Annotated in this window: 14 protein-coding genes; 4 read left to right on the top strand and 10 right to left on the bottom strand. The window is 62.3% G+C overall.

The features are described from left to right. Window positions 1-8: 8 nt before the first annotated feature. A complete protein-coding gene (locus tag B5V02_RS31690; RefSeq protein ID WP_111547937.1) occupies window positions 9-1,064 on the top strand; it encodes an HlyD family secretion protein in 1,056 nt (351 codons plus the stop codon). Between the two features lie 26 nt (window positions 1,065-1,090). Beyond that, complete coding sequence (locus B5V02_RS40265; protein WP_146606190.1) at window positions 1,091-1,339, top strand: TackOD1 domain-containing metal-binding protein; 249 nt, start codon at window positions 1,091-1,093, stop codon at window positions 1,337-1,339. A 70-nt stretch (window positions 1,340-1,409) separates the two neighbouring features. Here the strand turns inward: B5V02_RS40265 and B5V02_RS31685 are convergent, their stop codons facing one another. From B5V02_RS31685 to B5V02_RS31665, 3 genes are all read right to left on the bottom strand, one after another. Next, a complete protein-coding gene (locus tag B5V02_RS31685) occupies window positions 1,410-2,354 on the bottom strand; it encodes a helix-turn-helix domain-containing protein (protein WP_111547936.1) in 945 nt (314 codons plus the stop codon). A gap of 434 nt (window positions 2,355-2,788) precedes the next feature. Continuing rightward, a complete protein-coding gene (locus tag B5V02_RS31680; RefSeq protein WP_245446327.1) occupies window positions 2,789-3,835 on the bottom strand; it encodes an AI-2E family transporter in 1,047 nt (348 codons plus the stop codon). Between the two features lie 876 nt (window positions 3,836-4,711). Then, the gene (locus B5V02_RS31665; protein ID WP_111547933.1) at window positions 4,712-5,209 is read right to left on the bottom strand and encodes a DUF1269 domain-containing protein; all 498 of its coding nucleotides are present in this window, start codon (window positions 5,207-5,209) and stop codon (window positions 4,712-4,714) included. Between the two features lie 229 nt (window positions 5,210-5,438). Here B5V02_RS31665 and B5V02_RS31660 point away from each other — a divergent pair, with 229 nt between their 5' ends. Next, entirely contained in the window at window positions 5,439-7,082 is a 1,644-nt protein-coding gene (locus B5V02_RS31660) for an alpha/beta hydrolase (RefSeq protein WP_111547932.1), read from the top strand. Between the two features lie 115 nt (window positions 7,083-7,197). Here B5V02_RS31660 and B5V02_RS31655 read toward each other — a convergent pair whose 3' ends face one another. The 3 genes from B5V02_RS31655 to B5V02_RS31645 form a co-directional block, all read right to left on the bottom strand. Further along, complete coding sequence (locus B5V02_RS31655) at window positions 7,198-7,455, bottom strand: glycine zipper domain-containing protein (RefSeq protein ID WP_111547931.1); 258 nt, start codon at window positions 7,453-7,455, stop codon at window positions 7,198-7,200. A gap of 99 nt (window positions 7,456-7,554) precedes the next feature. Continuing rightward, entirely contained in the window at window positions 7,555-7,839 is a 285-nt protein-coding gene (locus B5V02_RS31650) for a hypothetical protein (RefSeq protein WP_146606189.1), read from the bottom strand. A 770-nt stretch (window positions 7,840-8,609) separates the two neighbouring features. Next, window positions 8,610-10,679 (bottom strand): oxidoreductase, encoded by a 2,070-nt coding sequence (locus B5V02_RS31645; RefSeq protein ID WP_111548059.1) that lies wholly within the window; start codon window positions 10,677-10,679, stop codon window positions 8,610-8,612. Between the two features lie 277 nt (window positions 10,680-10,956). Here B5V02_RS31645 and argE point away from each other — a divergent pair, with 277 nt between their 5' ends. Beyond that, window positions 10,957-12,123, top strand: coding sequence for an acetylornithine deacetylase (gene argE / locus B5V02_RS31640; protein ID WP_111547929.1), 1,167 nt, complete (start codon window positions 10,957-10,959; stop codon window positions 12,121-12,123). A gap of 12 nt (window positions 12,124-12,135) precedes the next feature. Here the strand turns inward: argE and B5V02_RS31635 are convergent, their stop codons facing one another. Genes B5V02_RS31635 through B5V02_RS31620 form a run of 4 tightly spaced genes read right to left on the bottom strand, consistent with a single transcriptional unit; the run spans window position 12,136 to window position 15,735 of the window. Continuing rightward, window positions 12,136-13,071, bottom strand: coding sequence for a LysR family transcriptional regulator (locus B5V02_RS31635; protein WP_111547928.1), 936 nt, complete (start codon window positions 13,069-13,071; stop codon window positions 12,136-12,138). Between the two features lie 50 nt (window positions 13,072-13,121). Further along, on the bottom strand, window positions 13,122-14,612 hold the full coding sequence (locus B5V02_RS31630) for an aldehyde dehydrogenase (RefSeq protein WP_111547927.1): 1,491 nt from the start codon (window positions 14,610-14,612) through the stop codon (window positions 13,122-13,124). Between the two features lie 26 nt (window positions 14,613-14,638). Next, window positions 14,639-15,313 (bottom strand): DUF1028 domain-containing protein, encoded by a 675-nt coding sequence (locus B5V02_RS31625; RefSeq protein ID WP_111547926.1) that lies wholly within the window; start codon window positions 15,311-15,313, stop codon window positions 14,639-14,641. A 5-nt stretch (window positions 15,314-15,318) separates the two neighbouring features. Further along, window positions 15,319-15,735: a RidA family protein gene (locus B5V02_RS31620; RefSeq protein ID WP_111548058.1), complete on the bottom strand. Its 417-nt coding sequence runs from the start codon at window positions 15,733-15,735 to the stop codon at window positions 15,319-15,321. Window position 15,736: the final 1 nt, after the last annotated feature.

Genomic DNA, 15,736 nt, shown 5'->3' with positions numbered 1-15,736 from the left:
CGAAACAGATGAGCATCGGGCTCAACCGCCTTGATCCCAATGTTCCCGATCCGATCGAGAGCCGCCGGCGCACGGCCGGACGGTTCGTTCGCATGGTCTACGGCACGGGCGTCTTCGGATTACTCGCCGTCGTCATCGTTTATTTCGGCGCGCCACTCGTCTTTCTCGGCGGACCCGGCATCGTCTCGGCGCCCCGACAGCTGGTGTCGCTCCCCTATGTTGTGCAGGTCACCGACACTCATGTGGCGCCTGGCGACAAGATCAGCGCCGGCGACGAGATTGCGCAAGTCCGCTCGCCGCAACAGGACGAGATCGTCGCGACCTACATGCGCGCGCTGGCCGACCTTGCAGGCCGCGAGGCCGAGCTGCGGATTAGGGCGCGTGTCGCGCGGGACTCTCTTGATGCGACGCGCTCCTACCTGCGACTCACTGAGGAGGCGGTGAAACGCCTCGAAGCTGCCCCTTCGTCCGCGAGCGTGAGCCTCTCCTTCCAGATCGAGGTTCTCAGAGAGCGCGCGCAGGCGCTCAAAGCCGTCGCCTCGCAGGAGGCGGAAGCCGCGGAGGCTTCCGTCCAGATCGAATCCTTGAGCGCATTCCGTCAGCGGCTGCAGCAGCACCTCGACCAGACCGAGCGTGAGTTCGCCGATGGCCGGGTTGTCGCGCCGATCGCCGGCATCGTGTCGCGGCGCTTCGCGCGCATCGGGCAGTCGCTGGTGGCGGGCACTGCCATTGCCGAAATTTACGATACGACGGACATCTACGTCGACTGGTACGTTCCAAACCATCGCTTGGTCGATCCGACAGTGGGCGACGACGTCTTCGTGCTGTTCGGCAATAGGCGAATCTTGGGCGTGATCGCCGAGATTTTGCCGGTCTCCGACGTGCTCGGCGCGGAGCGGACTGTTGGTCAGCCCGTTGGTCAGTCGGCGCAGATCGCACGCGTCCGATTCAGTCCGGGCGCGGTGACGCCTGCCTTAAACGCCACCGTCGACGTCCACATGTACTATACAGGTGTCGCCGCCCGCGCAGCCGCCGCGCTAGTTGATTTTCTCGGGCTTCGCTAACTGTCACGTCGGAGGCGCGCAACCCAATGCAGATCGAGGCGGATCAGTCGGTTTGTCCGGAGTGCGGGGCTGCTCGCCTGGTATTTTCCCCGGTCGTTCATCACATGCTCTGCGCTTATGTCGGCCCGCAGTTTGATTTTGCGGAGACGCCAGCAGGCCTCACTTGCCCGAAATGCCGCCGGGAGCTGCGCGCGAGCGAGGCGGAGATTGTCGAGACGAGCGCGCGCTGCGCCAATTGCCACGCGGAAATGATGGTGTCGCCGCCAGCCTCGTAAGGTCAAATCTGGACACAAGCCTATTTCCGCTGTCGAACTTGCCGCCACCCGCGTCCTGAATGGTCTGTGGTCATGCCTGTAGCCGGCGAAGCAGCAGGCCCAATCGTTCGCCAGGAGCAGCGTTCTGCTCGTCGTCGGTCTGCCAGTTCGATCGACCGTTGTTGATCCCCTCTCGCACATCGCTCGGGCGGCATCCGAACTCGCGTTTGAAGGCGCGGCTGAACTCCGCTCCGTCACCGAAACCGTGCTCCTCCCCGATATCAAGAATTCGGCGATGGTCGGTTGGGTCGGCGAGTGCTGCTCGGGCGGCCAGGAGGCGCCGGTGCTGGATGTAGTGCATGACCCCTCCCGACGTCTCAAAGAGGCGGTAGAGCCGCGAACGGGATATCCCGAGTTCGTGGCGCAATGCCTTGGCATCCAGATATGGATCGAAGAGATGCGCTTGCACGAAGCAACGGGCGCGCTCGAGCATGGCAGCGGTGATCGGCTCGTGCGCCTCGCCGAGATTTTCGGGAGAGGGCGCGAAGCAGGCAAGGATCATCGCTCGAGTGGCAGCTACCAGCCCAGGAACGTCAGTGACGTCCAATGTTGGAAGCCGCAGGGCAAGGCTCGTGAGATAGTCGGCAAGCAGCCGCCCCATGCCTCGATCGAGCGCGGAGAACTCGGCGGCGTCGAGAACATAGGCCATGTCGCGGTAGAAGTCGCGGGGTACAAACAGCAACAGCATTTCGCTGTCTGTGACATGCCCCTCGAACGCCCGTCCAAGCGGATGCACCTGCACCGATCCGGCGCCGCCGTCGAATGAACGGGATGGAGTAGTCGTCTGCGAGCTGCCTTCGCTGAGCAGGGTTAGCAGCCAGTGGTCGATTGGATTTCGGCGGATATGTCCGGCCAGGCCGGCAAAACCCAAGCCCTTGGTACTGACCTGTGCCAAGGCAAGGTCGCCGAGATCCCAGACGACCTGCGTGCCGGCAAACCCCGCGCTCGTTTCGTCCGGCTCGGCAAAGTCGAGCATAGCCGCGAAACTGTGGCGCCAGGCCGCAAACTGATCCCCCGGGGGGAGTTCCCGGGTTGAGAATTCGAAGCGGGGGACCGAAACATGTCCCGGGACGACCGGCGGCGGCTCAATTGTGGCGCGAACAGCTGTTGCTGGGGCCATATGTTCCGCCAAGGCGACGGGCGTCGTCCGCGCTACATTTGCGGTCACGACGGCGACCTCGACGAACCCTCCGATCTCCGTCCTATATCGCAGCAATGAATGTTTCGATATATTAGCGACGCAAAATATATAATGTTCTTCGCACGATCGCTATGCGCATCTGACAGCAAAACCATCAGAGATATCCTTCCTCCAAGAACATCTTCCCGCAAGTGCGCAATTTAACTCATCCCGGCCTACAGCTCAAGGTAGTGTGAGATTTTTTGATGCTGACGATTCATCCATTGTGGTTAATCATCCTGAGGCAAACCAAATTCGCGATGACCTCCGGACAGCAACGCTGCAATCCAGTGTGTCGCCGGTTCGTGCGCGCAATAGGTGACGATAACGATCAGAATTGGCACACCAATAAAAGCTCCGGGCAGACCCCACATGAAACTCCAGAAGAACACGGCGAACACAACGGCGAAAGGCGATATCGCCAGCGAGGCGCCCGTGAGCGACGGCTCGATATAGCTGCCGATCATGAATTGGATGACGTTCAAACCGATGAAAACGACCAGCGCCAATTGCCAGGAGCCGGACTGCGCGATGGCGAACAGGGTCGGAAAAATCGTCGCCATCAGCGGTCCAATGAAAGGAATATAGTTCAGTGCAAAAGCTATTGCTCCCCAAGCCGTTGCGAGCTCAAGTCCGGCAACGAGCGCGAACATCCAGACCACAACGCCAGTGAGCATGGATGCGATACTGCGAACAATCATGAAGCGGCGAACCTTGCTGCCGATTTCGCCGCAAATCTGCAGAAGCAACTCGCCATATGGCTGAGCCGAAGGCAAGCAGAGGCGATACCGAAAATCTTCGGCTTCCAGCAAGCCAAGCATTACAAATATGCAGGTAAGCAGGGTAAGGCCAGCTGTACTGTTCAATCGACCGATCAGGCCCTGGGTAACGCCGATGAGCCAGGTCACGTTGAAACGTTCCTCGATAGGACCGACGATCGCTATCCCATGGCCTTCTAACCACGTTGTCCAGTCGGCGTAGATCGTCTGCAGTCGATCACTGTTGTAGAACAGCCATTGCGCAAGCTTGCTGAACCCCCAGACAACCGCGGAACCCACGACCACGATAACTGTGATTGTAAGCAGCAGCGTAATCAGCAAGGCCAATAGTCGTGGAATCCGCTTCTGCAATGCCACCTGAATTGGCCAGACAAGTGCAATCACGAACAATGAGAACGCAAACGGCATGAAGATCGGTCTGGCAAAGTACAAGAGGGCGCCGACAAGAATACCGGTCACCAGAGGGTTGACCATCGGGCGATCGCTCGGTTCAGCCATGTGAGTGCCCTACCCTCGATCGAGCGCGAAGCCTGCAATCATCGCCGAGCGTCGGCAGCCGGTTGCTTCAGCGGCAGCGGCCGGCGTGAACGAGCCGAAAGCCATCCGTACGAGCCAGGCAGGCATTGGAGAAGGTGCGCAGGCGTCCATTTCTAGTCGCGCAAACCGGGGCAAATTGCCGAGTGCAGGCGACCGTTTGCGTCGGCCGCGATATGCGACACTGGCCATTGCTCACCACCTGGAATCCTTGGGCGCGAGCCATGCACGCGTTGCCAAATGTCTGCAGCCTTTCGCCGCGTCGACCGCAAACGGGCGCATGCTGGAAGGTGCAGGCCTGGGGTCGCGGCGGAACAGGACGAGGATGATCGACGGCGACAGTGCATGCCGACAACAATGCAGCGACCAGCAACCACGTGCTCGGGCGGGCAAACAGGCTTTGTACCTGCTTCATCTCACGTCTCCTTCGGATCGCCCTCGACGCCTGACTCCGCCTACAGCAAAGGCGATGCACGCGGTAAGGACGAGGCCGCCTAACAATCCCGCAATGCCAACCCCGACAAGGATTGCCGGGGTAAGGACGCCAACGCCTCGCGCCGTGGCATCCACTGCGCTTTCGACCTTTCCGACAAAACGGCTGACACCTGGCAGCTGTCCGGCCAGCCAGGTCAGAGCGAGTCCGCCGATCGCGCCCGTCAAAGCATCGACCTTTGAGCCCAGACCAAGATCCATCCACCGCCCCAAAGCGAGGCCCGCCGCGGCGCCACAGACGACCTCTATAGTGAGTACAACAGGAGTCTCGATTACGCCCATCGTTCTTGTCCACGTTGCCAGGCGATCGGCTCACGCGATTCCAGAGCGGCGGCTGAAGCTTCCGATTTACGCAGCCTCGGACGTCTGACTAAGCGCATCGCGCAGGATCTGCTCCTTCGTCTCGTCCAGCGATGTCTTGAGCACGACGCCACCAAACCCCTTGATCTCGTTCAGCACCTTGTCGGCGGTCATTCCGTGAACGAGCACGAACAAGGCGGCATTTCCCGGCTGCAGGCTGGCCGACAGATCTTTCATGAAAGCATCGTTTATTCCGACGTCGGTCAGCGCGCCGCCAAGCGCTCCGGAAGCGGCGCCGATCGCCACACCGATGACGGGATTGAGGAAAATGACACCGATGAGCAAACCCCAGAAGCTACCTGACACAGCACCGGCGACGGTCGTGTTCATGATCTGACTGAGCTTCACATTGCCGGCTTCCGTCTTGGTCGCAATCACGGCGTCACTGATGTTGATGAGGTATTCCTTCTGCAATGCAAACAGGCGCTGACGCACCTCTTCTGCCTTGGCTTCGGTGGGGTAGACTATGGCGACCAGATCGGACATGGGACCTCCACTGCGAAATTCGATGGGATCGAGATGCGCTCGCAAGATTGCGGGATGCCATTTTATGTCCCTATCGCAGCGAAGAAATTAGCCCGGAATCCCACGCCTTTGCGGTCCGTCCCTTTTTGATTGCAGCCGAGACGACAGAAAATCTTCGACTTGCGCCGGATCACCGCACGCGATTACTTCATCTTAACGGTACACAGCCGTCACATATCCGGAGGTCTGCATGAAGCGGCATTGGCTGATCGGGCTGTGGCATTCGCTCTCGACCGGAGGCCTGCTTCTAGGCACGCTGTTCTTTGCCGCCTCGCTTACCCCGACGCTGCTTCCGCGGACCTTTTTGACCCAAGGAGTGCTTTCGGGGTTCGCCCTGGCCGCAGGCTATGGCATCGGCGTGTTCGGGCGGTGGCTTTATGTCTATCTGGAGTTGCCGGCGCCGCGAGGCCTGCGCGCCGCAAAGGTGGTCGCCGCTGTCGGATGTTTGCTCGTCGCTTGCATCTTCCTCTGGCGGGCGGCGCAATGGCAAAACTCGATCCGGAAGCTGATGGGCGTCGACCTTGTTGAAAGCGCGCATCCGCTCAAGGTTGGTCTGCTCGCACTGGCGACGTTCGCTCTCCTCATCGCCCTGGCACGGCTCTTCCAGCTGACGATCCGTTTCGTGTCGACCAGAGTTGGCCGCTTTGCGCCGAGGAGGGTCTCGAACGTCGCCGGGGTCATCGTCTCGGTTGCGCTTTTCTGGTCGATCACCAGCGGCGTGCTGTTTCGTGTCGCGCTTCACCTCGCGGATTCGTCCTATAGGCAATACGACGCGCTGATCGAAACGGAGACTGCACGGCCGACGGATCCCGACAAGACCGGCAGCAGCGCCTCAATGCTCGATTGGAACGAATTGGGACGGGCGGGGCGCGAGTTCGTTGCCACAGGGCCGACGGGCGAGGAAATACGCGCTTTCACCAACAAGGAAGCGCTGCAGCCGATCCGCGTCTATGTCGGGCTGCGATCCGCCGATAGTCCGGAAAAAAGAGCGCGGCTCGCGCTGGAGGAGCTGATACGGGTCGGTGGTTTCAAGCGTTCGGTGCTGGTCGTCGTGACGCCCACCGGAAGCGGATGGATCGATCCGGCGGCGATGGACAGCCTGGAGTATCTTCACAACGGCGATGTCGCGAGCGTCGCGGTACAATACTCCTACCTTGCCAGCTGGCTGTCGCTGCTTGTGGAGCCCGATTACGGAGCCGACACTGCGCGCGCCCTCTTCCGGGATGTCTACGAGTATTGGACCAGGCTTCCCAAAGACAGCCGCCCGCGGCTCTATCTGCACGGCCTCAGTCTGGGTGCGATGAACTCCGAACGATCAACCGACCTGTTTGACGTGGTCGGAGATCCGTTCCAGGGCGCGTTGTGGAGCGGACCGCCTTACCAGAGCAGCCTTTGGCGTTCGTTTACAAGGGACCGCAATCTGGAGTCGCCTGCTTGGCTTCCCCGTTTTCGCGACGGATCGATTGTTCGGTTCATGAACCAGGATGGCGTGGCAGCGGCGCCGGGCTCGGTCTGGGGGTCGATGCGAATCGTCTATCTCCAGTATGCGAGCGACCCGGTGACATTCTTCGACTATCGCGATCTCTACCGCGAGCCGGATTGGATGAAGCCCCCGCGCGGTCCAGACGTCTCGCCTGAACTGCGGTGGTACCCGGTGGTGACGCTCCTGCAGCTCACGCTCGACATGGCTATGGCGACGACTGCGCCGATCGGGCATGGGCATGTCTATGCGCCAGCCCACTACATAGACGCCTGGATCGAGGTGACAAATGTTCAGGGATGGTCCTTGCCGCAGATAGCGGAATTGAAACGACATCTCGGTCATTTGCCCTGACGCGGTGAGTTCCTGGAAGTCGCTCACAGACCCCTCATGACGAAGGACCAGATTCGGCCCAGGAGTCCTCAGCGGGCCAAACAGTCACGCGTAGTTCGCATCCAGCGAAACGCGATCACCTGCATCGCGCCTCGAAGATTCGTCCGTTCCGATCCCGGTATCGACAGTACCCGCGGCGATCGGCCGCCGCTCCGATCAAGGTACCGGCGACGGCCCCGATTGCACCGCCAACGACCGCATTTCGCACGTCGTTACCGCCAGCTGCTGTTCCGAGCGCGGCACCGCCAACACCTCCGATCACAGCGCCTTTTTCCGCGTTGGTGCAGCCCGCCAAAGCTGAGGCGACTGCGAGCGCAAGAGCCAATTTCCTCATATTGTTCTCCTCGTTAATACCTGGCAATCACCAGCGGTGGCGCACCCGGTGAGGCGGAAAGCGTAATGCGTTAGCGGTCGTCGTCTTCATTCGTAGCTGTCAGCCTCTTATGAGTGCCCCGACGAAACCGGCCAGCACAATCAGGACGAGACCTCCGAGCAGCCCTGCTATTCCGGCTCCGATCAACATAGTCGGCGTCAGGCCATCGGCGTGGTGGCCGATGAGGGGCCCAACACCCGGAATACGCGCGGAGGGCCATACAAAAAGCAGACCGCCGATGCCGCCGATCAAGCCGTCGGCTATCCTGCCAAGGCTGAAACTTGGCACCCAGCGGCCCAGCGCAATTCCGCTTGCTGCGCCGCAGACAAACTCAACGACCAGCATTATGCTTGCGACCCCCGGCATGGCTAAGCGAACTCCACCATAAAATCCTACGTCGCTGCTTCTGCGGACGCTCGGGCGAGCGCATCGCGCAGAGCCTGCTCCTGCAACGTACCGAGTTGTTGCACGCAAGCACTTTATCTGCACGGACGCGCGAAGAAATTAGCCGAAAATCCCGTGGCTGGGCTCTGCGTCTCTTTGTGAATGGCAACAGCCCAGTGGTCATCCAGCTACGCTGATGGTTTTTCGAGCAGCTCGTGCCGCTTCGATTTCGAAGTTCGCCCGTAGCGCGGTATGAAATCTAGGCGAACTGCGAAGGCACTACACAAGAAGCCAGGCGATGTTGCCGTTATAGATTCAGGCGATTCCTAATTCTTCGGGCAGCGGACGCGCCGGTCTGCAGTTCCGCTCTTCGAGTTGATCGGACGCGCGATCGAACGACCGCCTCAGACAAGCCGCCCCCTCCTCCCATTCGAGCTTGGACGCCCTCCCACGTGCGGCGACCGTCGAAAATTGCAGTTTGGTAACTAGCTTCCGATAGCAAAATAGCGCCACTTCGATAGTGGGTCTTGCGATGTAGCGGTCTCCCGACTCGAACCCCGGACACTTCGGGAAACTTCTCCTTTCGCGGACTATCGATAGGACCGGTCGATTTTTTTCACAGGCTGGCACAGATCCATCTTCGCGGCAGGTAAAAAAAATACCGTCATTTCCGCTAGAGATCGCGCTTCCCAACACGATCTCCCAAAAGCCTGGGTTAAGGATCCCGTCCTCTATTCCGCGGCCAGTGCCGTCACTTCTCGCCGGAAGGGCAGCGCGTCGCCGATATCGAGTTCGTCCAGCTCACGAGCGAAACGATGGCCGGCGTAGGTCGCCCAGGCGATCGGGCCCGGCGCCTCGGCATCGCCGATGACCTTGATCGAGCGAATGCCGCTATCGGCCCACTCGTCCCGCCGCGCCTTCAATTCGCGCCAGACTCCATCGTCCTGTTGGCGCGACGTCACCAGCACCACGGCGTCTGCGGCGATGTCATGTCGGGTGCCCGTATAAGCACAGGCAGTGGCAACACCATCCGGCACAATGCGCGTCACGATCCGGTTTAGCACGATCTCGACGCCGAGCTCGGCCAGCCGGCGATGGATGGCGCCTTGCTCCAGCGTGTTGCGGGTCCAGTCGGACACATAGGCGGACGGCGTCACCAGCGTCACCCTGGCGCCGTCGCGCGCCATCAGTTCAGCCAGAACGCCACCCATATAGTAGTGGTCGTCGTCAAACAGCACGACGTTGCCGGTCGGCACATTGCCGCCCATCAAGTCGTCCGGCGTGTAGACCGGCATGGCCGGGTCGACCGGCATCGGCACGACATGCGCGCGCGCCACGCCGTCGCGGCGCCATATCGAGCCGGTGGCGATGGCAATGTTCTGAAAACCGAAGGCCAGGATGTCCTCGGCCGACAATCGGCTTTCGAAATAGACGTCGACATTGGACATCTGGCTGAGCTGATACTGGCGATAGTCGCGCACGCGGCCCCAAGCGGAGAGGCCAGGCAAGCGGCATTCGCGCGCCACGCGACCGCCGAGCTCGGTGCCGGCTTCGGCGATGGCCACCTGGTAGCCGCGCAGGCCGAGTGCGCGGGCGGCCTCCAGCCCGGCAGGGCCGGCGCCGACGATCAGCACGCTGTCGCTGTCGCCCTTGGCCTGCATCCGCTCCGGATGCCAACCCTTGCGCCACTCCTCCATGAAGGTCGGGTTCTGCGTGCAGCGCGAGATCGACATGGTCATGTCGCCTGTGATGCAGATGTTGCAGCCGATGCATTCGCGAATGTCCTCGATCCGCCCCTCTTCCACCTTCTTCGGCAGAAAGGGATCGGCAATCGACGGGCGCGCGCAGCCGATGAAATCGAGCGTACCGGACCTGATCATCCTGACCATGACATCCGGCGAGGTGAAGCGACCGACGCCGACGACCGGCTTCGACGTCAGCGTCTTGATGCCGGAGACCAGGCTCTCCTGCGCGGCCTCCTCCTTGAAGCGCGACGGCCCCGAACAATCCTCCCAGGCGCCATGCGCCAGGTCCCAGAGGTCGGGCAGGTCGGCATGCATCTCGATCATGTCGCGCACTTCGGAATTGGCGAAGCCAAGCTCGCCGATCATCTCGTCGAGCGACAGCCGCAGTGTCAGGCCGCAGGTGTCACCGATGGCATCGCGACCCTCCTCGATCAGCTCGCGCATCAGCCGCGAGCGGTTTTCCAGCGAGCCGCCATATTCGTCGCTGCGCTGGTTGGTGGCGGTGGACAGGAAGTGCTGGATGATGCCGAAACCATGCGCGCCGTAGAGACACACCAGGTCGAAACCCGCCAGCTTCGCGCGTTTGAAGGCATTGCGGTGCCAGCGGCGCAGGTCGCGTATATCCTGCTTGTCCATGGCGCGCGCCTGAACCGGATCGTTGGTGAAGGTGCGGATCGGCAAGGCCGACGGTCCACGCGGCACTTCCTTGGTGTAGAGGTTCGGGCCGTTGATCCCGGAATAGGCGAGCTGGATGCCGGCCAGCGCGCCATGCTGATGCATGGCTTTGGCCATCCTGGCGAGCGCCGGGATATCGGCGTCGTCCCACAGCCTGAGCTCGATGAAGGGCGTGATCTCGGAGGTGTGGTGCATCTCGGTCTGCTCGGTGAAGATGACACCCCAGCCACCTTCCGACTTGATGCGACGCATCTCAGCCGCTGCCGACGGATCGCGATAGCCGCCGCCATTGCAGTGCGGCACCTGGTAGAAGCGGTTCTTGGCGGTCAGCGGACCGATCTTCACAGGCTCGAACAGAATATCGTAGCGTGGATCACGCATGGTGCTTCCTTCCTGCCAGCGTCGCCTCGCGGCATGCGTGATGGTTTTGAACCTTGGCGCAAGCCGGTCCGCCCAGTGGGCAGATGCCGTGAACCTACTCATAAGTTGCGGCGCGTGCCGGAAAACTACAGATTTCTTCTGTGCCGATTAGGACGCGCCTAATCAGCCCCCGCCGCCTGGATTAGCATCCGGTGAATCCCTGTTGAGCCAAATGCGACTTCAAGGCCGTGGCCACGCGATGCTAGATAGCGCCCACGGCCAATGAGACATACGACGCATGGACAGCATCCAGATCCTTGAAAAGCTGATCGCATTCCCGACGGTGAGCCGTGTTTCGAACCTCGATCTCATCGGCTACGTGACAGACCTGCTGGCGGCACAGGGCATTGCATGCCAGATCATCCGCAGCGCGGACGGCCATAAGGCCAACCTCTTCGCCACCATCGGCCCGGCCGATGCTCCTGGCGTCATGCTGTCCGGCCACACCGATGTCGTCCCCATCGACGGCCAGGACTGGACGCTGCCACCTTTCGAGATGAGCGCGCGCGACGGCAGGCTGTACGGCCGCGGCGCAGCCGACATGAAGGGTTTCGTGGCCTGCGCGCTCGCGGCCTGCCTCAAGGCCTCGAAGATGTGCCTGCAAATGCCCTTGCATCTGGCGCTTTCCTACGACGAGGAGATCGGCTGCATCGGCGTGCACAGCCTGATCGACATGCTGCGTTCGGCGCCGCACCGGCCATTGCTGTGCATCGTCGGCGAGCCGACCAATATGCAGGTGGCGACCGGCCACAAGGGCAAGCTTGCGGCACGCGCAATCTGCAGGGGACGGGAAGGCCATTCGGCGCTGGCTCCGCTGGCGCTCAATGCCATTCATCTCGGCTGCGACTTCGTCTCCGCACTGCGCCAAGAACAGGATCGGCTGGCGCGCGATGGCGTACGCGACGGCGACTACGACATTCCCTACACCACCGTCCACGTCGGCAAGATCAACGCCGGCGTGGCGCTCAACATCGTGCCGAACCTCTGCCAGCTCGACTTCGAGATCCGCAATGTCGCGGCCGACAATCCCGACCAAATCCTCGATGGGTTGCGCGCGGCGGCGGCGCGCATTGCCACTGCCGCTTCAGCGATCGCGCCAGAAGCTGCCATCGACATCGATATCACCAACACCTATCCGGGGCTGGACACGCCGGCGAATTCGCAGGCCGTAGCCTTCGTCAAGTCGTTGACCGGCGCCAACGATACCATCAAGGTTGCCTTCGGCACCGAAGGTGGATTGTTCAGCCGCGACCTAGGCACGCCGACCATCGTGTGCGGACCGGGCTCGATGGCGCAAGGGCACAGACCGGACGAATTCGTCAGCGTCGAACAGATGCGCCGCTGCGACGACATGCTGGACAATCTGCTGCGGCGGCTTGCCGGACAACAGTTGCAGGTCGCCTGACAGAGGCCGCTGCTATTCCACGACCCGCCCGCTGCCGAACACGCCCTGTTCGACGACGAAACGGCGGCAATGATCGATGAATGCCTGCACCGTCTGGGTGCGGTGCTCGGCGTTGGGCAATGCAACCCCCATGGTCAAAGGCCGCAAATCCCCCTCCAGAGGCACGAAGACCAGCGGCTTGCCGTCTGGCGCCAGCGTGTTGAGCGGCCGCATGTTGGCGATGCCGTAACCGAAGCCGTTCGCAACCATCGAACGCATCACCGCGATGTCGCCGGTGCGCTCTGCAATGTTCGGCCGGATCCCCCGTGAATGAAAGGCCGAAAGGAAATATTCGCGGCTGTATGGCAGGTCGAGCAGCACCATCGGCTCGTCGGCCAATTCTTCCGTCGTGATGGAAGCCTTGCCGGCGAAGCGGTGCCCCTGCGGCAGCATGACATAGGCCGGCACCAGCATCAGCGGTTCGAACGTCGTGTCCTGCGACAGTTCGAGATCGTAAGTCAGCGCCGCGTCGATTTCGCCTCGCTGCAACATTTCGAGCAACTGGCCCTGATTGCGTTCGAACTGCCGGAACCGCACCTCGGGATAGGCGCGCTCGAACTTCATGCGCAGGGTCGGCATGACGATCTGCGCGAAGGTCAGCAGACATCCAACCGCCAGTGGCCCGCGCACCTTCTCGGCGATGTCGCCGGCGATGTCGTGCAGGGCGTCCGCGTCGGCCAGCAGCCTGGCGGCCTCCTTGAGGAAAACGCGCCCGCCAGCCGTGAGCGACAGGCCATGCGAATGCTTGCGCACAAAAAGCTGGACGCCGAACTCGGCCTCAAGCTGCGCTATGGACGCCGAGATCGAGGGCGGCGAAACATTGACCTGTTCGGCCGCCTTGGTAATGGAGCCGGCTTCGCCGACGGCGACGAAATATTCCAGTTGTCTCAGCGTGAAGCGTAGCGGCATGGGCGGCTATGTTGCCGGTTTGGGCGCTGCGATCAAGCGCCCGCTCTGCCTCAATATTTGATCCATGTCGTTTTCAGCGCGGTGTACTTGTCCAGCGCATGCAGCGACAGGTCGCGGCCGAAGCCGGATTGCTTGATGCCGCCGAACGGCGTCATCGGGCTCAGCGCATCGACCGTGTTGACTGAAACCGTGCCGGCGCGGAGCCGGCCGGCAACGCGGTGCGCGCGCGAAAGACTGTCGGTCCAGAGCGATGCAGCCAGCCCGTACGGGCTGTCATTGGCAATACGGATAGCTTCCTCTTCATCGTCGAAGGCTATGACCGAAAGCACCGGCCCGAATATCTCATCGCGGGCAATCGGGTCGTCATGGGCAACATTGTCGAAGATGGTGGGCTGTATGAAGCTGCCGCGACCATTGACCGTGACCCGATCGCCGCCGGCAACCAGGCGCGCGGTCTTCTTGCCGGCCTCGACGAAGCGCATGACGTTGGCTGCGTGGCGGGCATCGACCATGGCGCCCATTTTCGAGGCCGGGTCGAGCGGATCGCCGGGCTGGGTGGCCGCCGCGCGATCAGCCAATTTCTCCACGAAGGCATCCTTGATGGAGCGTTGCACGAGCAGGCGCGAATTGGCCGAACAGACCTCGCCCTGGTTGAAGAAGATGCCGAACGCCGCCATGTCGGCCGCCGCATCGAGATTGCCGCAATCGGCGAAGACAAGGTTCGGGCTCTTGCCGCCTGTCTCGAGCCAGACCTGCTTCATGTTCGACTGACCGGAATATTGCAGGAACATCTTGCCGACCGCGGTCGATCCGGTGAAGGCCAGGCAATCCACATCCATGTGGCGGCCGAGCGCCTGGCCGGCCGTCTCGCCAAGGCCAGGCACGACATTGAGCACACCGGCGGGCAGGCCCGCCTCCATGGCGAGTTCCGCCAGCCTGAGCGCCGAGAAAGGCGACTGCTCCGCCGGCTTCAGCACCACGGAATTGCCCGCTGCCAGCGCCGGCGCGCATTTCCAGGTCGCCATATCGAGCGGGAAATTCCACGGAACCACGGCACCGATTACGCCGAGCGGCTCGCGCCGCACCAGCACCAGATCGCTGCCGCCGGTCGGCGCCACTTCGTCATAGATCTTGTCGATGGCCTCGCCATACCACTGGAAGATCGCCGCCGAACCCGGGACGTCGACCGTCGCCGCATCCGTGACGAGCTTGCCCATATCGAGCGACTCGAGCAGGGCAAGCTCCTGCAGGTTTTCGCGCAGCAGCCGCGCCAGCCGCAGCAGCACCTCCTTGCGATGCGCCGGGTTCGTGCGGGACCAGACGCCGGCCTCGAAACTGCGCCGCGCGGCGGCAACAGCCAGATCGACATCTTCCTCGCCGCACGACGCCACCTCGGCCAGCGTTTCGCCGGTGGCCGGATTGATGCTGGCGAAGGTCCGGCCCGAACGCGCGGGGACCGTCTTGCCGTCGATGAATGCCCTGTCGCGAAAACGGATCGCGGATGCCTTGCAGATCCAGTCCTTGTGACTGAGTTCGCTCATGCGCATGCCTTCCCCCTGTGTGCCGGCTACTCGTCGCCCGGCACGCCGTAGCCCGGCGCGTCGGACGGATTGATCGCGCGGGTCACATAGGCATCGAGTTGCGGCTTGTAGCGGTCCCACAAGGCCGCCAGGTCCTCGATCGGGCAGCCGTCGCTCCAGTCGCAGCGCAGGTCCGCGACGGGCCATGCAACCTCGCGCACCAGCTTCATTCCAGCGGAGTGGACCGGGCCTGCCTCGCCACCCGCTTTCAGCCCGGCGCGCATGGTCGCGATCAGGCGGTCGCCGAGATGCCCTTCAGAGGCGAGGAAGGCCTCGACCATGGCTTGCGGCACGCCATCATGGGCCAGCATGTTGCCGCCGCAGGCGACATTGTCCGCACGCGCCTCCGCCCAGATGCCAAGCGCTTTGGGTCCGGAATGGATAGAAGTGGTCCCGGCGGCATCGACAGCCAGTATCTGCCGGTAGTCGCTGTAGGCGCCGGTGCGATTCAGGATGGCGACCGCCTCGGCGGCCGAAGCACCGCGCGCCAGCAGTTCGAGCCCCCTCGTGCCGAGTGTCGGATCGGTGACGTTCTGGCTGGCGACCGCCCCCACGCCCGCTTGCGCATAGGCGCAGCGCGCCGCCACCGCCGGAGAGGACGACGACACCGCGACGCCGAACATGCCGGTGCGGCTGCATCGCGCGACAATGGAAAATGTCATGATTGTCAGTCCGGGATTACGGCGGTGCCGTCGATCTCGACCAGCCAGTCCGGCCGCGCCAGGGCCTGCACGACGAGACCGGTCGAAACGGGATGCACGCCTTTGATGTACTCGCCCATGGTGCGGTAGACCGCCTCGCGATGGCGCACGTCGGTGATGTAGACGACCACCTTGACCAGATGCTCCATGGTGCCGCCGCACTCTTCGATGAGCTGCCTGATGTTCTGCATCACCTTGTGCGTCTGCTCGGCCGGATCGTGGCTGTCGATGTTCTTGGCGGTGTCGAGATCCTGCGGGCACTGGCCACGCAGATAGACCGTCCGGCCGCCCCGCGTGACGACCGCCTGGCACAGATCATTGTCGAGGTTCTGCTCGGGATAGGTGTCCTTCGTGTTGAACTTGCGAATTCTTGTATGCACCATC

Origin of the sequence: Mesorhizobium kowhaii, from assembly GCF_003253745.1 — a bacterium.
Taxonomy (GTDB): Bacteria; Pseudomonadota; Alphaproteobacteria; order Rhizobiales; family Rhizobiaceae; genus Mesorhizobium; species Mesorhizobium kowhaii.
This window is presented reverse-complemented; position numbering and strand designations above follow the sequence as displayed.